Origin of the sequence: Crossiella sp. CA198, from assembly GCF_052078295.1 — a bacterium.
Lineage (GTDB): Bacteria > Actinomycetota > Actinomycetes > Mycobacteriales > Pseudonocardiaceae > Crossiella.
On record NZ_JBQJIM010000012.1, the window covers coordinates 254,145 to 273,292 of the forward strand.

Genomic DNA, 19,148 nt, shown 5'->3' on the forward strand with positions numbered 1-19,148 from the left:
CGGGGGCTCACCTCGTGAGGAAGGCGCGGAACCAGGACGGGCGGCGCGGCGCGGTCGCGGCCAGCAGGGCCAGCGCGATCCCGGCCGACCCGGACAGCAGCGACGGGCTGTCCACGAACACGCCGGGTTTCTCCTGGTCGCGGAACAGCACCGGCAGCTCCGGATCGGCCTGGGCCAGCAGCAGTTCCAGCAACCGGGGCGTCCAGTCGGCGGCGAGCGCGCTGCCGTGCGCGGCGAACTCCAGGCACAGCACCAGCACCCCGGCGATGCCGTGGCAGAAGGTGGGGGATTGCACCGGGTGCTCGGCGAAGCGGCCCAGCACGGCCTCGAAGGACGCCACGGCCAGCGCGCGCAGCGAGTCGTCGCCGAGCGCCTCGGCCACCGGGAGCAGCGCGACGGCCACCCCTGCGGTGCCGTAGCACCAGGCGATCTGGTCCGCGGGCTGACTGGGCCGGGTCTCGGCGCCGGTGTCGTCGATGGGCACCTCGCTGGGCCAGACCGGTCCGTGCTCGTCGGTGCGGCGCAGGGCCTGCACCCAGCCCAGCGTCAGGCGCAGCGCGGTTTCCTGCCCCGGCCGCTGATATCCGGCGAGCCAGGCGGTGGCCAGCGCGGCCAGCGGGCCGGGGATGCCGTGCGCCAGGCCCACGTTGAGGTGGCCGTTGGGGTAATCGCGGTCGCTGCGGCACAGGTCGGGGGTGATCAGCCAGCGGCGGGTCAGCGTGAGGTCGCGCGGGGGAGCACCCAGCCACACCAGGTAGTCGACGAGGTGCTCGGCCGCGGCGCGCACGGCAGGCCCGGGATCGGCGATGCCGCACAGGTAGGACAGGATTCCCGCGGCGCCGCTGACCATGTCGTAGTCGACATCGCTCACCTCACGCTCCACCCGCGGCAACGGCAGGTCGAGGACCTGGGCGGCCAGCTGCTCGTGCAACCGGTCCAGGCTCGGGCCGAACCGTGGCTCGGCCCGCACGCAGGCGGCCAGGCCCAGCGCGAGTCCGCTGGTGCCGGAGAGCACGCCGGGTTCGGTCAGCGGGGTGCCCGCGGTACCGGCCACCGCCTCCCGGATGTAGGTGAACGCGGCGGCCAGGGCGGCATGGCGATCGGCCTGCTCGGCGGCGGCTTCGGCGGCGAGCACCTGCACCAGCGCGAGTCCGGCGTGCCCGTGCGCGAAACCGTGATAGGCCCAGCCGTTGGGGTGCACGGCCTGCTCGGCGGCGGCCATGACCAGGTCGATGACCCGCTCCGGATCGGCGCAACGACGCGCGACCTCCAGCGCGGTCGCGGTGGCCCGGCCGGCCAATTCTGCCGGAACCGTGCCGTGCCAGCTGGTCACCGTGCCGGTCGTGGCGCCCGGGTCAACCGCGGCATGCTCGGACAACTGGCGCACGAATACCCCCGTTTTATGGAAAGGAATGCGGTAATTTGGCGAGTGGGTGCTGCCGTGTCTTCCACACACGGCAGCACCCGTTCCTCAGCGCGTGCTGCCCGAGGTGCAGAGCGGCGTGCAGGTGCGGCTGCACTGGCAGGTCGTCTTGGAGCAGATCGGGGTGCGCGAGCAGGTCAGCCTGCTGATGATCGACAGCGGCCCGGCAGCCCCGTCGGCACCGGCCGGGGTGGTGATCCGGACGTCCAGATCGAATGCGTCCATGTGTTCGTCTCCTATTCGGCGAATTCACCGGCCGGAATCGACCGGCGAGGATCTGCGTTATTCGCAGCGCCTCGGCTCAACGTAGAACCGGTGGCGTACGCGGTTCTGACGGTCGCGTACACAGCGCTGTCACAGCCCTGTCAGCCCGCTGGACGAGCAGTTCAGCCGGGCCAAGGAGCTGCCAGAACGGGTCCTCGCGGCTACGGTGTCGGTGATCACGGGCACGAACTGGGGGTGGCTGTGTCGTCGCAAACCGCGCTGTACTTCGGCGTTCTGGGTCCGGTGGCCGCTTGGCGCGGAGAACACCGGATCGACCTGGGCTGGACCCGGCAGCAGGCCGTGCTCGCGGTGCTGCTGCTGGAGGTGAACCGGCCGGTGCCGGTGAGCGCGCTGATCGACGCGGTGTGGGGCGAGGCGCCGCCGCAGGGCGTGCGCAACACCGTGCAGACCAACATCAGCCGGTTGCGCCGGGCCCTGCGGGAGGATCCGGCGGCCGACCGGGACGGTCTGGTGCAACGCACCGACGCCGGCTACCTGCTGCGCGCCGACCCGTCCCAGGTGGACCTGGTGGCCTTCGAGCAGGAGCTGGACGCGGCGCGGGCACACCGGCGGGCCGGGGACCTGACCGCCGCGGCCGGCGCGGTGGAGTCGGCGCTGCGCCGCTGGCGCGGCGACCCCTTCACCGGCCTGGACAGCCCGTACCTGCACACCCAGCGGCTGCGGCTGGCCGAATGCCGGCTGGCCGCGCGGGAACTGTGGGCGGAACTGCTGCTGGGCCGCGGTGAGCACCAGCCGGTGGTGGCCGAGCTGACCGGCCTGGTCAGCGCGCACCCACTGCGGGAACGGTTGCGGGAGCTGCTGATGCTCGCGCTGTGCCGGGCGGGCAGGCAGGCCGAGGCCCTGGCGGCCTACCAGGACGCGCGGACCACCCTGGCCGACCGGCTCGGCACCGACCCGGGACCACGACTACGCGAGCTGTACCAACGAATCCTGGCCGCCGACCCGGAACCCTGCCCACCGCCGGCGGCCCGGGTGCTGGCCGGGGCAGCCACCCGGCCGCCAGCCCCGCCACCGGCCGCCGTGCCCGCACAGCTGCCCGCCGCGGTGCCCGCCTTCACCGGCCGGGCCACCGAACTGCGGCAGCTGCACGCGGCCGCGGCCGCCGCGGCCGATCCGCACCGGCAGGACTGCGAGATCGTCGCCATCGACGGCATGCCGGGCGTGGGCAAAACCGCGCTCGCCGTGCACGCCGCCCGCGCGGTGGCCGGACAGTTCCCGGACGGCCAGATCTGGTTGCGGCTGGGCGCGTTCGCCACGGACCAGCCGCCGATGGACCCCCGGGCGGCACTCGCCGAGCTGCTGCACGCGGTGGGCGTGCCCGGTGCGGAGATCCCCGAGTGCCTGCAGGCCCGCGCCGCGCTGTGGCGGGCCTGCGTGCGCGAGCGGCGGCTGCTGCTGGTCTTCGACGACGCCACCGGCCACGAACAACTCCGCCCGCTGCTGCCCGGCCAGGGGCGCTGCCTGGTCCTGATCACCAGCCGCCGCAGGCTCACCGCGCTGGAAGGCCCGTGCACCCTGGAACTCGACCCGCTGCCCGCCGCGGACGCCGACACCCTGTTCCTGCGCCTGGCCGGCCGCGAGCAGGACCCGGATCCGGCCGCGCTGGCCGAACTCACCGCGCGCTGCGGACGGCTGCCGCTGGCGATCACCTTGCTGGCAGGCCGATTGCGGCACCGTCCACGATGGACACTGCGGTACCTACTGGACCTGCTGGCCTCCTCCTGCACCATGCTCGGCGAGCTGTGCGCGGAGAACGTCACGCTCACCGCCGCGTTCGAGCTGTCCTACCGCGGCCTCAACCCGGTGCAGCAGCGGCTGTTCCGGTCCCTGGCGCTGTTCCCCGGCACCGAGATCGAGGTGCCGGCCATCGCGGCCATGGCCGGTCAGGACCCAAGGGACATCCGGCGCGAACTGGAGCAGCTCTACGACAACCACCTGCTCACCGAATCCGCGCCCGGCCGGTACGCGCAGCACGACCTGGTCCGGGAGTACGCCCGCACCCTCGCCGAAGCCGACGGCCCCGGGCCGGCGGAGGCCGCCCTCGGCAGGCTGCTGGAGTACTACCTGCACACCACCACCCTGATCAGCACCCGGGTGCTCGCGGACGCGCCACTGACCATGCCCGCCCTGCCCAACCGATTCGCCGCCGACCCCGCCGCGGACACCGCCACCGACGCGGGCGCACTCGCCTGGCTGGACCGGGAAAGCGCTAGCCTGACCGCCTGCCTGACCAGCCCGCAGGCCCGCGGCCACGCGGCCCTGGTCATCGCACTCACCACCGCCCTGCACCCCTACCTGTGCAGCCGCGGCCGCTGGTACCAGTCGATTAGCCTGCACCAGACCGCCCTGACCCTGGCCCAGGACACCGCCGACGAACCCGGCCGAGCCGCCGCCTTGCACCACCTCGGCACGTTGCGGCGACTCACTGGCGACTACCCGGGCGCGTTACGCGACCTCGGCGAGGCCCTGGCGAGTTACCGCGCCTTCGGCCACCTCCGCGGCGAAGCCGGCGCCCGCGCCGAACTCGGCGTGCTGCACACACTCACCGGTGACCACGAGTCCGCCGCCACCCACCTGGCCGCCGCCCACCGCGGCCACCTGCTGCTCAACAGCAGACTCGGCCTGGCCCACATCCAGCTACACCAAGGCATCCTGCACCACCACCGCGGCGACCTGCCCGCCGCCGCGGCCAGTCTGGACCTCGCCCAGCGCGGCTACCGGGAACTGGGCAACCAACTCGGCCAGGCCCACGCGCTCACCGCCCTGGGCAGGCTCCGCGCCGGCACCGGCGACCACCAGGCGGCCATCACCACGCTGACCGAGGCCCTGTCCGGCTACCGCACCCTCGGCGACCAACTCGGCCAGGCCACCACCCTGCGGTTGCTCGGCGACAGCCACCGCCAGGCAGGCGATCCCGTTGCCGCACACCGCCACCACATCCAGGCCCTGACCTACTACACCGGCGCCGACGACCCCCAGAGCCAAGCAGCCGCCCGCCACCACCTGGCCATCCTGCACCTGGGCGCGGGCCGGGACCGGGAAACCCCACCGCCGCCCCGCGAACTCGCCCAGCCACCCGCGGTCGCCATCACCTGAGCCGTGCCGTGGTGAGCGGGCCGGGCCCGCCCACCACGGTGCCGCTACCGGGTGTACCTGGCGTCGCTGCCGTACAGCTCCCTGGTGAAGCCGGAGATGTAACTCGCCGAGTCCGCCGCGCCCAGGTTGTAGGTCAGGAACACGCCGTAGCCCTCGCTCTTGGTGCGCCGGGCCAGGCTGGCCGTGGTGCTGGCGGCGGTCCGGCCGATCTCGACGGCGGCGGGGGAGAGGCGTTCCTTGGGCAGACCGACGTTCGGCACGCCCCAGGTCCCGTAGTACGGGTTCCAGGCGTAGTTGAACTTGGTGCCGATGTGCACCCCGCCGTAGGAGAGCCGGGAAGCCGCCGGGCCGATGTTGTACAGCGAGATGATCTTGTTGGGCAGGGTGTTGCGCAGCGCGGTGACGAGGTGCACGAACGAACTGGCGTTGGGCTGCCCGGTGCCGTTCTCGCCGTACTTGGCGTACTCGTCATCGAAGTCGATGCCATCCAGCCCATACCGGGTCACGGCATCGGAGAGCTGCTTGGCGAAGGCCTCGGCCGCCGCCTTGGTCGGAAAGTTCGCGAACCCGGCGCCCTGGTGATTGCCCAGCACGGACAACACCACCTTGATCCCCTTGGCCTGCAACGGCCGGATCTGGGTGGCCGCGTTGTCCAGCACCCGCTGCACGTTCTCGTTGAAGTGCAGGTAGGCGGACTTCTTCGCGGTGTCGTAGTTGATGTTGGCGGCGAAGATGACGCCGATGTCGAACACGTTGGCGCCGCCATTGGCCAGCGTGTACTTGCCGACGTTGAGCATGCTGTTGTTGTTGACCTCGACATAGGCCACCGAGATCGGCCCGTTCTTGGCCCGTGGCGCTGTGCTGTCCGCGGCGGCGCCGGTAGCCGCGGCCCCGGGTGCGGTCACCCCGGCCGCGAGCGTGGCCGCGGCCAGGAGTGCGAGCGCGGCCGACCGCGCGGTGATCCGACCGAACTTGACCATCGTTGATCAAACTCCCGTCGCCTGAGCTGCTGGATCGGTACTGGTCCAGGCAACTATCAGCGGCGATGCTGGTCTGGTCCACCCTCATTAGTGGGGACACCAGCCCGAATACGGACGCCAGCCGGAGTGGGGGTGCCTGCCCGAGCCTGAGTGGCTGGGCGCCAGCCCGGGTGCTCTGGCCAACCCCAGTGTGGATGCCAACTCCAGTGCGGATGCCAGCCCGGGTGGGGACGACGGCTGCCTGAGTGGGGGCACCGACCGGGTGCGGACACCCGTCCGGGTGCAGCATTCAGGCGCCCTGAGTCGCGGAACGCCTGCGCCGCAGGTGATGCGCGATGGCCACCACAACCCCGGTCGCCACCACGACCCCCGTGGCGACCGGCGGCAGGTACTTGGTCAGGCTCGGCTGCTGGCTCGGCCCGAGCAGCCACATCGCCAGCGGCACGCCGTAGGCGGTGAGCGCGGCGGCGTTCCACCAGCCGAGCGCGTGCAGCCGGGCGTCGCGCAGGCTGCCGACCAGCATGACGATCAGTGGGATGCCGGAGAGCAGCGCGAATCCGCCGAGCACCATGGCAGGGAAGGCCCAGGCCGCGATGAGGACCGACCGCGAGGTGCGGTTCGTGCGGGTGCGCTGCGGGCTGGTGGTGGTCATCGTCTGCTCCTGCTCACTCGGCTGATCTACCGGGACTGGTTAGCCCCTCTCGTGTTAGTTAGAAGCTATAACACCCAAGCCGTGAGCGTCAATAGCTAAAGTGAGAGGCTCTAACTACACTTCGACGGTGTCACGCCGACCAGGAAGGAGCAGCCGATGACCGAGGCCGAGGGTCAGGGCTCCCGGGAGCGCTACCGGGCACAGGTACGCGAGGAGATCAAGCAGCACGCCTGGCGGCAGATCGCCGCCGCGGGGGTGAACGCGTTGTCCCTCAACGCGATCGCCAAACAGGTGGGCATGAGCGGCCCCGCCCTGTACCGCTACTTCGCCAGCCGCGACGACCTGATCACCGCGCTGATCCGGGACGCCTACCAAAGCCTCGCCGACACCGTCCGCGCCGCCGCCACGGGCACCGCCAGCGCCACCACTGATATAGGCACTGCCACCACCGGCACGGGCGCCACCGCCGCCAGCCTCGCCGACACTGCCAGCCCTGCCGACATCAGCGCCGCCACCGGTGCCGCCGCCAAGACTGCCACCAGGTCGGCCAACGCTGCCGCTCCCGCTGCCGCCACCAAGACCGGCACCACCAACGCCACCGCCATCAATACCGGCACCAAAACCGGCACCGCCGTCGCAGCCAGGCCGTCCCCGGCCAGCACCGCCAACGCCAGCACCGCCAGCACCGCCGCCGACCCCGACACCAGCGCCGGTGCCAACCTGGTCCGCCTGGCCCACGCCATCCGCGACTGGGCCCGCGCCGACCCCCAGCGCTACTTCCTCATCTACGGCACCCCGGTCCCCGGCTACCACGCCCCCGAGGACACCACCGCGATCTCCGCCCAGGTCATGACCGTGCTGCTGGACGCCTGCGCCGTCCTCCCGCCGACGGCCACCCCGGCCACCCCCTTCGACACCCACCTGGTGACCCACCGCGAGTGGGCCGATCACCCTGCTCCGGCCGCCACCCTGCACCGCGCGCTGTCCTTCTGGACCCGCCTGCACGGCGTGCTCTCCCTGGAACTCGCCGGCCACTTCACCGGCATGAAGTTCGACCCCGACCTGCTGATCACCGACGAACTCAACGCCCTGCTCGACCAGTGACCCCGGCCGCGTCCGTCGTGGCCGGCCCTGGTCAGGGCTCGTCGCGGTAGTGGTTGACCTGGCTGTTCGTGCCGCCCTGGTTGAGCTGCACCCCACGCGCCCCGCGCAGGTCGACCGCGCCCGGCGGCGGCTCGGCCGGCTCGATCCGCCGTGGCCGCACCAGGTACGGCAGCACCAGCGCGGTCACCGCGGCCAATGCCCCGAGCACGCTGGCGATCTTGTCCGCCCGCTCCAGCCCGACCGACACCAGGTAGACCGCCAGCCCGGCGACGATCACCGCGGCGACCACCCGGCCAGCCCAGATCCACCCAGCGCTACCTCGTGACATGGGTCCCAGCATGACACTTCGGACCTGCTTTCCTGCCCCTTGCGGACAGTTCCGCCCATCCGGTTGCCCAGCGGCATACAGTATCCGCAATCAGGGAGTTGTTCACCTGATGCCGAAGCACCCTGGATCTGCCCGCAGGGCTTGACGCCCGCTGGTCGCGGTTGTCGCCTCCGTCGCGCCCGGGCGTCAAAACCGCCGCCGTCCTGCGGTCAGGCGGTGCGGACGCCCGGCACCGGCGCACCGCCGCGCGCCGGCCGGGCGTCCCTCCGCCGGCTCAGCCCCCGGTCTCGGCCCGCATCCGCGCGCTGTCCGCGGTGACCTTGCGCGCCGCGCCGAACAGACCGATCGAGGTCAGCAACAGCCCCAGCGGGATCACAATCATCAGGCTCTGGCTCAGCCCCTCCGCCGCCGCCCGCGCCGGGCTCAGCCCGACCGCCGCCGCGGCGAACCGGTCCGAGAGCGCACCCGCGATCACCGGCCCGGTGAACCCGCCCAGCAGGTAGAAGGCGGCGAAGAACACCGAGATCGCGGTGGCCCGCAGCCGCGGCTCGACCACATCGGCCAGCGCCGGGTAGACCGAGGTGTAGTACATGTACTGCAACAGCCAGCCCGCCGAGAACAGCAGCACGAACCAGCCGACCGAGTCCGGGCCGAGGGAGAGCGCGGCGAAGGTCAGCGGCGCGGCCAGCAGCAGCGCGATCGCGCCGGTGTAGACGCGGCCTGCGGGGGAGCGGCGGCTGGCCCGGTCGGCGAGCTTGCCGCCGATGACGAGTCCGGCCAGCCCGGTCAGGCCGATCACCACGCCGGTGAGCATGCCGCCGGTGGCCAGGGTGGTGCCGAAGTAGCGCTGGAACAGCGGCACGCTGAAGGTCGCCACCGCGTAGGCCGCGATCTGCGCGCCGACCCCGGCCAGGGTCAGCCACCACAGCGTGCGGATCCGCAGCACCTTGCGGAAGGCCTGGGCCACCACGCCCGGCGGCGGCGCGACCGGTTCGGCGGCGCCGCGGGCGGGTTCGCGGATGAACAGCATCAGCGCCGCGACGAACAGCCCCGGCACGGCGGCGATGAAGAACGCGGTGCGCCAGGTGCCGGACATCTCGGTGATCGGCCCGACGGTGAAGAAGGCCAGCACCAGCCCCAGCGGCAGCCCGAGCTGCAGCAACGCGGTGGCGCGGGCCCGGCGCCGCGCCGGGTAGAGGTCGGCCAGCACCGAGTTGGCCGCGGGCGCGAAGCTCGCCTCGCCCACCCCGACCAGCATCCGCACCACCAGCAGGCTGATGAATCCGCCCACCAGGCCGGTCGCCGCGGTGAGCAGGCTCCAGAAGAGCAGTCCGGTGACCAGGATGGTGCGCCGCGAACCGCGGTCGGCCAGCCGGCCCAGCGGGATGCCGAAAAGCGCGTAGACCACGGTGAACGCGCCGCTGAGCACCCCGATGTGGGTGTCGGTCAGGAGGAATTCGGCCTTGAGTGGCTCCACCACGATGGCCGGGATGGTCCGGTCGTAGAAGTTGAGCAGGTTGGCCGCGAACAGCAGACTGAGGATGCCCCCGGGGCTGGACACCCCCCGGCCCGGCGGGCTGGCGAGTAGAGCGTCGGTCCGGATGTCCTTCGCCGCCATGGTTCCTCCAAGTGCATCTGGAACATCGTCGTTCCGCACTGCGTGGGGAGGACTAACGTAGGCGATGGACAGGCATCCAGGTAAGGGCGAAAGTGGCCAAACCAGTGCAGGCAGTGGCCAGGCGGGGCGAGACCTACGGCGGTCGGTCCCGGCGGGAACGAGAGGCCGACCGGCGGGAGCGGATCGTCGCCGCCGCGGTCCGGCTCTTCGCGGCCAGGGAGTACGACGCGGTGACGGTGGCCGAGGTCTGCGCGCAGGCGCAGGTGGCCAAGCGCTACTTCTACGACTACTTCGCCGACCGCCAGGAGCTGCTCCGCCAGGTCCACCGCGAGCAGAACGACTGGCTGCTCAACGAGATCACCGCCGCCGCCCCCAAGACCCCGGCGACCCTGACCGACCTGCTCGCCCCGATGATGACCACCCTGGTGCACCGCCTGCTGGACCACCCGGAACGGGCCAGGGTCATCTACCTCAACGCGCCGCGGATGGAGTCCCGCCGCCGGGCCACCCTGCGTCGCGACGCCGAGTTGCTGGGCCGCCTGGTCCGCCGGATCGCGGACCGCCCGCCCGACCGCCTGCGCCACGACCGGCTGCTGCTCGCCGCGGTCGCCGGCATCAGCGAAATCGTCATCGACTGGCTCACCCGCGGCCAGACGGACCCACCCGGCCCCCTGGCCGACCACCTCACCGACCTCACGGTGGCGATCCTCAGTCAATAAGGAACGCCACCGTTCCCAACCCGCTCAGCAGTTGCGCAGGAACCGGTCCAGCACCCGGGTGCCGAACTGCAGCGCGTCCACCGGCACCCGCTCGTCCACCCCGTGGAAGAGCGCGGAGAAGTCCAGATCCGGCGGCAGCCGCAACGGCGCGAACCCGAAGCAGCGAATCCCCATCCGGCTGAACGCCTTCGCGTCCGTACCCCCGGAGAGCATGTAGGGCACCAGCTTCGCCCCCGGATCCTCAGCCAGGATCGAGGCCGACATGGTGTCCACCAGGGCCCCGTCGAAGGTCGTCTCCACCGCGGGCAGACTCGCGATCCACTCCCGCTCCACATCCGGCCCGAGCACCGCGTCCAGCTCCCGCTCGAACGCCGCCTGGCGACCCGGCAGGATCCGGCAGTCCACAGTGGCCTCGGCCGTGCTCGGGATGACATTGGCCTTGTACCCGGCGTCCAACATCGTCGGATTCGCCGTGTCCCGCAAGGTCGCCCCGATCATCCGGGCCATGTTCCCCAGCTTCGCCACGGTCCCATCGAGATCGTCCTCCGGGAACTCCAGCCCCGTCAGCTCACTGATCCCGGCCAGGAACTCCCGCACCGAATCGGTCATCACGATCGGGAACCGATGCCGCCCCAGCCGCGCCACCGCCTCCGCCAGCTTGGTGACCGCGTTGTCCTCATGCACCATCGACCCGTGCCCCGCGCGGGCCCGGACCCGCAACCGCATCCAGGCGATGCCCTTCTCCGCGGTCTCGATCAGATAGGCCCGGACCCCGTCCTTGACAGTGATCGAGAACCCCCCGACCTCCCCAATAGCCTCGGTGACCCCCTCGAACAACTCCGGCCGGTGATCCACCAACCACTGCGCGCCCTGGAGGCCGCCAGCCTCCTCATCAGCCAGGAACGCGAACACGATGTCCCGCGGCGGCACCACCCCGTCCCGCTTCAACCGCCGCGCGGTGGCCACCGTCATGGCGACCATGTCCTTCATGTCAACAGCCCCCCGCCCCCACACATACCCGTCCTGCACCGCCCCCGAGAACGGATGCACAGACCACTCGGAAGCATCAGCCGGCACCACATCCAGATGCCCATGCACCAGCAACGCCCCCCGGCTGGGATCAGCCCCCGCCAACCGGGCCACCACGTTCCCCCGCCCCCGGGCCCCCGACTCGACATAGGTCGTCTCGAACCCCACATCGGCCAGCTGCGCGGCGACATACTCCGCCGCCGCCCGTTCACCCACGAGAGTGGCAGGATCCCCCGTATTGGTGCTGTCGATCCGAATCAACTCACTGGCGAGGCTGACCACCTCGTCCTCGGCGACCCGCTGACTCCCGGCTACACGCTGCTCGCTCACCAGGCCTTTCTATCACCGCAACTCCCACCAGACCCGCCCATCCCAGCTGATTTGGACCCGCGCCAGTTGATCAGCTAACCTTCACCTGCCTGGCGGGACACCGCCAAGTCCGGGTGGCGGAATGGCAGACGCGCTAGCTTGAGGTGCTAGTCCCCGAAAGGGGGTGGGGGTTCAAGTCCCCCCTCGGACACAAAAATGTCGCATGCCTGCACAAGGCAGGTGTTCATGCGGGCCATGGTACCGCTGTGACCTGCGGATAGTCTAGCTATGGTTGTTGACTGTCGCTTTGGCTGATCAACAGAGCTAGACAGGCAGGTCGGCTGGTCAGCCTCCTCAACACGGGGACGGCGGAGGCCGACGCCAGTGACACAACGGTTCTCCAATCAATGCCATCCAATGAATGCCATGCCTGCGGGCAACAGGGAAGACGGCCAGTGCCGTTGACGACGAGGGCGGTTCCCGATCGGTGACGGCTAGAGCATGCTGTGCATGTGGCCACCGACGTACCAGGCCTAACTGAGTGGCCTGAGCAGCGCAGGAAGGCGCTGCTGTGGAGGATGGCATCGACGCTGGACTACGGCAGCGTGAACGCTCTCGTCCGCACAGCCAATGCGGTTGAGTGCAACTGGCGCTGGAACCGAGTCGTCGCCGGCCTGACGCTGGCCGCCCTCGGCGATGACGGGCGCTACCACCTGATTCGCGACCGCGAGCTGCTGTGCATGGGCCTGGGGTACGTCGATAGCGACTGCGACCGAAAGGTGATCCCGGGAGCGATTTTTCCGCACCGTCGGTGCTTCGAGTGGTGGACCGACGGCACCCACTATCGCCTGCGGATACCGGCATCTGCGTCGTCGGGTGCGGCGCTGTTCGACGAAGTCGTGCGGTGGCCGGTCCAGCTGGCCAACGACACCACGGATCCGACAACGGTGCCGCCGTCGCAACGCTGCACCTATGTCGGCAGTCGCAGTGACTGGCCTCCGTTTTGCGCCAGCTTCGACCCGCTCTCGACCGTGCGCCGTCGTTTGGTCGAAGTCGCCGGTGATCGATGCCACGCCTGCGGACTGCGCACCGGCAGCGTCGTAGACCACGACCACTTCACCGGCTTGGTCCGCGGTCTGCTGTGCACCCACTGCAACGCCTGGATTGACACCTGCCCACACCTGACCGGATGCCCGTGGGCGCACTACCTCAACGCACCTCCTGCACAGGAACTCAGCCTGCGCCACCCTCATGCTGGCTCGGACCGGAGTCGAGCTCGTGCCCGGATCGACTCCGCTGGCGTCGATCCGTACCCATCCTGATTCCGCCGGGTCTGCTTCGCCGTTTGTATCTCCGTCACACAAGCTGCGACGGGCAGGCGTGTCAATCAGCGGATTCGCTTCTCATTGCCCCGTTGGAACGGAGCTGACCGCTGACAACTCGTTGAGCGTGCCCTGAACCTGCGAAACGACGAAACGCGAAACGAAAGACGTTTCGACGAAACGAAATGATATGCTGAGCATGGGACCGTGTGGTGACGACCGGCCACGCTGGTCGTCACCACACGCCGGGCACAGGTTCCCTAGCTGCGGGCCTCAATCCGCTGGAGGACCTTCACCGAGGCTCTGACGGCCACGGCCGTCAGAGCCTTCCCATGTCCATACGCCAGCTCAGTATTGCTATGATCAGCAACGCCGAGGCAACACAGACACGGGCCATACACCCGGTTTCCTTGCGGTGGCGTCCAGCCACGTTGACCTCCCAAGGCCAGGCGCAGGCAGTGCGCCGCTACTGGTCGAGCAACCCTCGTCCAGGCCATCGTCGAGGGGCGTCAACTTTGCAGAACGTGGCTATTCGCCGACCAGAATTTACACCGAACTTCCGCTAGTGTCGAATTGTGTAAGGTGTGCAAGTAATCACCCGCGCGTCCATGATGGTGAATGCCATCACCTTTTCGGGGTGCGCTCAAGCCAGTCGACCTTACCCTGTGTGTCGAAACCTGGATCCTTGCGCGCGCCGAAGCCGGGAGAGAAAAGCACGTTTATGCTGGAAGGTGCCATCCGCGCTTCGGTAGCATGACGACGCGGACTGCTTTGAAGTGCAATAGGGCGCGCTGTATTATTCACCCGATTGCACTAAGTAGATCCAGGCGATGGGAGTGGCTTATGAAGGTGCGTTAGTCGCTAGAATCTACTTAATAGAATCTATTTGCTAGAATTTAGCTTCAGTTTGAGGAGGTAGGTGCGTTTCGCCAGGTCCCGATCAGCAGCTTGGTCGAGCGGGGTGTCACGGAAGCCCGCTCAGCCTGGCTGTTCACCGGTCCGGCAGGTGCAGCAGGCTCCGGCCGGAGAACCGACCTCACCATGGTCAGGTTGAACGGCCTGCGTCGCTTGCCTTGTCCCTTGTGCTTGAACTGGAATCATGACCTCAGCCATGTTGTCGTCCCGGAGGTCGCCCGTGCCCACGCAGTCCGCCGACACTACCTTCCGGACGTTCGACAGCCTGCGACTTGTCGGCACCATCGTGACGCCCGGCCAACCAGTGACCCACGCCGTGGTGCTCGTTCATGGCGGCGGTGTAACTCGGGAGGAGGGCGGCTTCTTCACTCGGCTAGCCAATGGCCTCGCCGAGGCCGGGACGGCGTCACTTCGGTTCGATCTTCGAGGTCACGGTGCCAGCGATGGCCGGATCGAGGAGGCCACCCTTGCCGCTCATCTCAACGACATCCGGGTCGCCATCGACTCGGTGCGGGAGGCAACCGGGGCGGAATCCATCAGCCTGCTCGGTGCCAGCTTCGGCGGCGGGCTCGCCGCCTACTACGCGGCAAAACGGCCGGACGAGCTGGCACGGCTGGTGCTTCTCAACCCACAGCTCAACTACAAGAGCCGCTACATCGACCAGAAGCCGCATTGGCACGACGACAAACTGGACGCCGCGGCGGCGCGACTCCTGGGCGAGCAGGGCTACCTTGCTCACTCCGCCACAGTGCGGCATGGGCGGGCGTTCCTGAGCGAGGTCTTCTGGATCAGGCCGAACGAAGTCCTGAGTGAGATCACAGCGCCGACGCTCATCGTGCACGGCACCAAGGACACCTTCGTACCCGTGGAGAACTCGCGTGCGGCGGTGCAGCAGTTCCAGGTCGAACATCGGTTGGTGGAGATCGAGGGCGCCCAGCACGGATTCGCTGTCCACGACGATCCCCAGTACCTCAACCCGCAAAGCCAGGAGTGGCAGGCGTTCGTCATCCGCACCGTCGCCGAGTGGCTCGCGGGGGCGTGACCTGAGATCCGTTAGTTCACAACAGCTTCCCGGAGCTGCCGGGGGCCAGGCTGGCTGATCCATGGCTGCAAGGTCGTCAGGGTCCGTCCGAGTTCCCGTTTGGTGCGCTGGGAATTGGTGGCCACGGCGAGGCTGACGGCTTCGAGTCCTCGGGCGGCGGCCTCATCCGGTTCGCCGGAGTACGCCAGGGACGAGGCCAATCGGGCGAGGAAGTAGCCGCGGTCCCGGCGCGAGAGCAGGGTGGTGGCGAGCACCTCGGTGTACAGGACGGCGGCCTGTTGCGGTTTGCCCGCTTCGACGTAGCAACTGGCCGTCCGCAAGGTCAGGGTGCCGTCGTTGAAGTAGGTGCCGAGCTGGTCGCGCGGGCTGGTGTTGACGGCGGCTGTCGCCAGGCGACGAGCATCGTCGAGCTTCTGCTCCACCAGGCGCATCGCCTCGCCGGTCATCGCCAGTCCGCGGGCTTCCTGCTGGGTGACCTCGGCGCGCACGTTGGCCGGGAGTTGCCACGGACCTTCCTGGGCCGCCTGAGCGAGGGTGAGTACGCGGACCGCATCGCGTTCGTCGTAGGCCATCTGGGACCTCTTCAGCAGGATGTAGCCCTGCATCGGCAGATCGCACGCCTCCTGGGCCCATTCGGTCGCTCGGTCGTACCAGAACCGGGCGCGGTGCGGGTCGTGCACATCCCGGAAAAGCCAGCCGGCGAACTCGGCGCCGCGGGCGCCGACTGACAGCAGTTCGCGTCGCACGGCCGGCCGGACCTCGCGAGCGCTCCGGTCGATGAGCGAAAGCAGGTTGAGGACGGAGCGCAAGGGCTTCCTCGGCCCCTCGGTGCCATCGTCGGCGATGCAGGCCGAGAGCTGGCGGCGGAAGAACTCGACCGTCGAGTCCACGAAGTTGGTGGAGGCGTTGGTGAGTGCGGCTTCGAGGTGAGCGAGTTCCTGGGGCGCAAGAGCCGGCCACAACGCGGTGCTGAGCGCCTGGGTGAGGAAGCTCCGACGGTTCAGCAGGTTCATGGCGTCCCATTCGGTCGCAGCGGCGCTCCCGGATGGACCTCCAGCAAAGCTGGTCGACTCCAGGAGGGTGCTGAAGCCGTTGCTCTTCGCCATGCCGGGCACCAACAACTCGTCCAGGTGACTGGGGACAACGGGTTGCTCCGGCGAGCCGGGGGTGGCTGCTTCCGGCTGCCCCGCGGCGCGGGTGGCGGCTGGCTGGGATTCGGCGTCGGGCACCTTGAACCACAGTAGGTCGGCTGGAATCCCGAGGATATGCGCCCATTGCATGAGCTGGCTGAAGTCGTTCAGCGGCTGGCCGTTCTCGATGCGGCTCAGCTGTGCCTGGGTTCGGTGGCTCCACCGAGCGACGACGGTCTGGGAGAGCGGGTCGCCGTGGAAGGGGTGGAGTCGGAACGCCCGGATGACGTGGCCCATGTGCCTGGAGTCGAGGGCGTTGCGCAGGTCCGGGTTCTGCCAGAACTCTGGCGGGACGGCCGGCGGCCGGACGTGCAGGTCACGAGCAGCCTTCTGGCACTGGTGACAACGGGCGCCCTGGTTGTCCCGCGCCAGCTGAGTACCGCAGCGGCACCGCCGCGCCTGCCCCTCGAACCCCATACGGCCCCGCTCCGTCCGTCCAAGCGGCCTCTCGACCGAGCCTGAAGACGTTACGGCAAGGTCGCCACCAGCGGATATGCGTGTTCAGTATACAGGCGTATGCGCTAAGTGACATAACGGTCGGCCCGGTGCGCCACCAGTCTGGTCATCAAGCACCTGCCGCTGGAATCCGGCGCCACCACCGCGCTTGTTTCACCCCCGTCGGCACGTGCTGACCGTACGAATCACTTGTCCGAAGTGGACGGATCTCGCGAGGAGGCGCGCACCATGGTGTTCACCATGCTCTGGTTCGCCCCGCTGAACCTCAGCGCACCAGCTTGTTCACGGCGGACGACCGCGGCTCGGCGGCAACTCGAAGCCGCCTCGATCGCCGGTCCGGGTATCCCTCCCGGTCCGCGCGACCGGTTGGGCGAGATCGGGGCTCCCCGGCCCTTGGCTCCGGTCTCGCCCAATCGCCTGGGTCGGCTCTCATGGTCGCCGTCCGGCCGCGTCCCATCAGTGGACGGAGCAGAAATGAACGACAGACTCGTCCGCACAATCGGCGGGCTCGTGATGCTCACCAGCATGATCGTGTTGGCTGTTCTCCCGATTCTACGGAAGCGGGGTGGTCGTGGTGACTGAGCCGCACTTCACGGTCTGCCAGCACTGCCAGAACACCGGCCGCAAGAGCCTCATCGGGCGCGCCAAGGACGGGCGAGCCACCTACGACCGCATCGTGTGCCCGGACGAGGACTGTCCACATCGGACGCGATACCTGCGGCAGGTCTCCTACTTGTCCACCGTCGGGCTCGCGCGCCCGGTGCCCGCGCTCACCACCCAGGACGACATTCCGCCTCGGAGGAGCGCAGTTGGCGAACAGTGCAACCGGAAGGTGGGCTGACCCGTGTCAACGCTCCCACCAACCTATGCGAGGACTACCTGGCGACCTGTGAACTCCCGGGTTGTCGCAAACAGTTCGATCGGGCCAGTCGTTCCAAGCCAGGCCGCCACCGCCGCCCCGCCGGAGGCAGTCGCCTCGCGTCGAACTTGGCCGAGGAGGCAGACGGCGTGAGCAGGCGTACCCCTGGGCCAATTGAGAGCAGCCACTGCACATGGTCACTGTCCACTGTGGATCTTCGATATCACGCGCTACGATCGAGCGACATTGACGATCCGAAGGCAACTTCGTACACCGCAATGTGTGAGCACACCAACAAGTCCTGCAACTGGTTGAACCGCAACGCGTATGTGCAAACGCCGCTCTGCGACGACTGTCTTCTTCTGTCCAACAGAGTCATCTGGCCGGCCCGGCAGGAAACGGGGCAGCCGATGAACGAGAGCAACGCCCCCAAGTCGCAGGATTGGAACCTCGGTTCCCCGGTGCGCACAGCCTCTGAACTCGTGCCACACCAAGCGATGTTTGGATTGTGCGACTACCCGTGGGATGGACTGCGTCAACGGGGCCGGCATGTGCTTGATGATCATTCCACTGTGGACTTGGGAAACAGCGGATCCCACTGACCCTCCACCACCGGGCCATCGGCACGAGGTTGATCACCACCAGTCCGGACCGATGGTCGCCTACCGGCAGCTGCGGATGGCAAGCCTCGCACCCGCAATCCGGAATCCGGGAACACCACGTACGCGGCGACGACACCGCGAGCACATTGAGCGGAGCACACCCATGAGATCAACTGCCTCAGTGGAGCGCAAGGTGCGCACGGCGCTGCGGGAGTTGCGGGAGGCCAAGCGGCTGACCTTGGCCGCAGTGGCGAAAGCGACCGGATGCTCCGTAACCAAGATTCAGCGGATGGAAACCGGCGAACGCGGCATGGATCCATCCGACGTAAGTGCCCTGTTGAACCTCTACAAGGCACCCGCTGCCCTGCGCGACAACCTCGTCGACCTGTTGAGCACACCGGCAGACAGGGACTGGTGGCATGGGATCGGCACGTGGTTGCCGCTGACGTGGCGTCGAGAGATCCCGCTGGAGGACGAGGCCACCGTCCTTCGTACCTACACCCTTGGGTTCATCCCCTTGCTGCTACAGACCGCCGCCTACGGCCAGATGTTCCTGTCGTGCCTGTACCCGCATCTGTCCTACCGGGACGTGCGTCGTCTGGTCGGCATCCTGGCGGCACGCCAGCTCATTCTCGATCGAGACCCGATGCCACGCTTGCACTTCCTGATCGACGAGGCCGCGCTCCGTCGACCGATGGGCAGTCCCGGCGTGCACGCCCAACAGCTACAGGCCGTGGCCGCCGCGGCTGTACGGCCCAACCTGACAGTGCAGGTGGTGCCGTTGAGCGCGGGTGCTCACCCGGGTGTGGCCGGTTCCATGACGCTGCTGGAGTTCGCCGAGTCGCCGGCGATGGCCGCAACAACTGATTCTGCAGGCTTTGTGGGTTCCAAACTGTTCGTAGAGGACACCTACGACTTGTGGGAGGCGATCGAAAAGCAGGCGTCCTCGGAAGAGGCAACCGGCGAGATGCTTCGTGGTCGAGCGGGATCGCTACTCAGTGCCAGCACTCCTACCAGGGCTGTAAACCCCACCGTAGCTGAGGAAATTGCGTTCCCCAGTCCATCCTGCAGCTCTGACGCAAGCCCAGGATAGGCCGTGTGCTGTCACCACATCGTCGTGAAAACCACTTGGCACACAAGGTGAATCCATCTCAGTGCGCTATGGAATCAAGCAGGCCATGGGCAGTCAGTTGTTGGACAGAGTTCCAACCCAGATGGG

Annotated in this window: 15 protein-coding genes, 1 tRNA gene and 1 pseudogene; 9 read left to right on the forward strand and 8 right to left on the reverse strand. The window is 68.7% G+C overall.

Annotation, left to right across the window (positions count from 1 at the left end; genetic code table 11):
- Positions 1-7: 7 nt before the first annotated feature.
- Together ACTOWY_RS21735 and ACTOWY_RS21740 are read right to left on the reverse strand one after the other, a co-directional pair.
- Positions 8-1,387: a lanthionine synthetase C family protein gene (locus ACTOWY_RS21735; protein ID WP_441311493.1), complete on the reverse strand. Its 1,380-nt coding sequence runs from the start codon at positions 1,385-1,387 to the stop codon at positions 8-10.
- A gap of 84 nt (positions 1,388-1,471) precedes the next feature.
- Complete coding sequence (locus ACTOWY_RS21740; RefSeq protein WP_441311494.1) at positions 1,472-1,648, reverse strand: FDLD family class I lanthipeptide; 177 nt, start codon at positions 1,646-1,648, stop codon at positions 1,472-1,474.
- A gap of 240 nt (positions 1,649-1,888) precedes the next feature.
- Between ACTOWY_RS21740 and ACTOWY_RS21745 the strand changes: the two genes are divergently transcribed.
- Positions 1,889-4,804 (forward strand): BTAD domain-containing putative transcriptional regulator, encoded by a 2,916-nt coding sequence (locus ACTOWY_RS21745; protein WP_441311495.1) that lies wholly within the window; start codon positions 1,889-1,891, stop codon positions 4,802-4,804.
- Positions 4,805-4,848: 44 nt separating this feature from the next.
- On the opposite strand, the gene ACTOWY_RS21750 is transcribed toward ACTOWY_RS21745, so the two are convergent.
- Positions 4,849-5,784, reverse strand: coding sequence for an endo-beta-N-acetylglucosaminidase H (locus tag ACTOWY_RS21750; protein WP_441311496.1), 936 nt, complete (start codon positions 5,782-5,784; stop codon positions 4,849-4,851).
- 289 nt (positions 5,785-6,073) lie between these two features.
- Positions 6,074-6,436, reverse strand: coding sequence for a hypothetical protein (locus tag ACTOWY_RS21755; RefSeq protein WP_441311497.1), 363 nt, complete (start codon positions 6,434-6,436; stop codon positions 6,074-6,076).
- A 156-nt stretch (positions 6,437-6,592) separates the two neighbouring features.
- On the opposite strand from ACTOWY_RS21755, the pseudogene ACTOWY_RS21760 reads away from it, so the two are divergent.
- Both ACTOWY_RS21760 and ACTOWY_RS21765 read left to right on the forward strand, forming a co-directional pair.
- Positions 6,593-6,838, forward strand: a pseudogene (locus ACTOWY_RS21760) (TetR/AcrR family transcriptional regulator); the annotation flags it as partial.
- Positions 6,839-6,937: 99 nt separating this feature from the next.
- A complete protein-coding gene (locus ACTOWY_RS21765) occupies positions 6,938-7,540 on the forward strand; it encodes a TetR-like C-terminal domain-containing protein (RefSeq protein ID WP_441311528.1) in 603 nt (200 codons plus the stop codon).
- 31 nt (positions 7,541-7,571) lie between these two features.
- Here the strand turns inward: ACTOWY_RS21765 and ACTOWY_RS21770 are convergent, their stop codons facing one another.
- A complete protein-coding gene (locus ACTOWY_RS21770; RefSeq protein ID WP_441311498.1) occupies positions 7,572-7,868 on the reverse strand; it encodes a hypothetical protein in 297 nt (98 codons plus the stop codon).
- Between the two features lie 274 nt (positions 7,869-8,142).
- Positions 8,143-9,486: a spinster family MFS transporter gene (locus ACTOWY_RS21775; protein WP_441311499.1), complete on the reverse strand. Its 1,344-nt coding sequence runs from the start codon at positions 9,484-9,486 to the stop codon at positions 8,143-8,145.
- 92 nt (positions 9,487-9,578) lie between these two features.
- Between ACTOWY_RS21775 and ACTOWY_RS21780 the strand changes: the two genes are divergently transcribed.
- On the forward strand, positions 9,579-10,205 hold the full coding sequence (locus tag ACTOWY_RS21780) for a TetR/AcrR family transcriptional regulator (protein WP_441311500.1): 627 nt from the start codon (positions 9,579-9,581) through the stop codon (positions 10,203-10,205).
- A 24-nt stretch (positions 10,206-10,229) separates the two neighbouring features.
- On the opposite strand, the gene ACTOWY_RS21785 is transcribed toward ACTOWY_RS21780, so the two are convergent.
- Positions 10,230-11,564: a M20/M25/M40 family metallo-hydrolase gene (locus ACTOWY_RS21785; protein WP_441311501.1), complete on the reverse strand. Its 1,335-nt coding sequence runs from the start codon at positions 11,562-11,564 to the stop codon at positions 10,230-10,232.
- Between the two features lie 107 nt (positions 11,565-11,671).
- On the opposite strand from ACTOWY_RS21785, the gene ACTOWY_RS21790 reads away from it, so the two are divergent.
- The 3 genes from ACTOWY_RS21790 (at position 11,672) to ACTOWY_RS21800 (ending at position 14,822) form a co-directional block, all read left to right on the forward strand.
- A tRNA-Leu gene (locus tag ACTOWY_RS21790) sits at positions 11,672-11,754 on the forward strand.
- Between the two features lie 367 nt (positions 11,755-12,121).
- Positions 12,122-12,865: an endonuclease domain-containing protein gene (locus ACTOWY_RS21795; protein WP_441311502.1), complete on the forward strand. Its 744-nt coding sequence runs from the start codon at positions 12,122-12,124 to the stop codon at positions 12,863-12,865.
- Between the two features lie 1,135 nt (positions 12,866-14,000).
- Positions 14,001-14,822: an alpha/beta hydrolase gene (locus ACTOWY_RS21800; RefSeq protein WP_441311503.1), complete on the forward strand. Its 822-nt coding sequence runs from the start codon at positions 14,001-14,003 to the stop codon at positions 14,820-14,822.
- 11 nt (positions 14,823-14,833) lie between these two features.
- Here the strand turns inward: ACTOWY_RS21800 and ACTOWY_RS21805 are convergent, their stop codons facing one another.
- Complete coding sequence (locus ACTOWY_RS21805) at positions 14,834-16,429, reverse strand: helix-turn-helix domain-containing protein (RefSeq protein WP_441311504.1); 1,596 nt, start codon at positions 16,427-16,429, stop codon at positions 14,834-14,836.
- 613 nt (positions 16,430-17,042) lie between these two features.
- Here ACTOWY_RS21805 and ACTOWY_RS21810 point away from each other — a divergent pair.
- Both ACTOWY_RS21810 and ACTOWY_RS21815 read left to right on the forward strand, forming a co-directional pair.
- Positions 17,043-17,309, forward strand: coding sequence for a hypothetical protein (locus ACTOWY_RS21810; protein WP_441311505.1), 267 nt, complete (start codon positions 17,043-17,045; stop codon positions 17,307-17,309).
- An 801-nt stretch (positions 17,310-18,110) separates the two neighbouring features.
- Positions 18,111-19,022 carry a helix-turn-helix domain-containing protein gene (locus ACTOWY_RS21815; RefSeq protein WP_441311506.1) on the forward strand — a complete coding sequence of 304 codons (912 nt, stop codon included), beginning with the start codon at positions 18,111-18,113 and terminating at the stop codon, positions 19,020-19,022.
- The last annotated feature ends 126 nt before the right edge of the window (positions 19,023-19,148 follow it).

Excerpts from the sequence above, each read along its gene's own strand:
- ACTOWY_RS21775 (WP_441311499.1), bottom strand. The coding sequence starts at position 9,486 with ATGGCGGCGAAGGACATCCGGACCGACGCTCTACTCGCCAGCCCGCCG.
- ACTOWY_RS21795 (WP_441311502.1), top strand. The coding sequence starts at position 12,122 with ATGGCATCGACGCTGGACTACGGCAGCGTGAACGCTCTCGTCCGCACA.
- ACTOWY_RS21740 (WP_441311494.1), bottom strand. The coding sequence starts at position 1,648 with ATGGACGCATTCGATCTGGACGTCCGGATCACCACCCCGGCCGGTGCC.
- ACTOWY_RS21750 (WP_441311496.1), bottom strand. The coding sequence starts at position 5,784 with ATGGTCAAGTTCGGTCGGATCACCGCGCGGTCGGCCGCGCTCGCACTC.
- ACTOWY_RS21770 (WP_441311498.1), bottom strand. The coding sequence starts at position 7,868 with ATGTCACGAGGTAGCGCTGGGTGGATCTGGGCTGGCCGGGTGGTCGCC.
- ACTOWY_RS21755 (WP_441311497.1), bottom strand. The coding sequence starts at position 6,436 with ATGACCACCACCAGCCCGCAGCGCACCCGCACGAACCGCACCTCGCGG.
- ACTOWY_RS21805 (WP_441311504.1), bottom strand. The coding sequence starts at position 16,429 with ATGGGGTTCGAGGGGCAGGCGCGGCGGTGCCGCTGCGGTACTCAGCTG.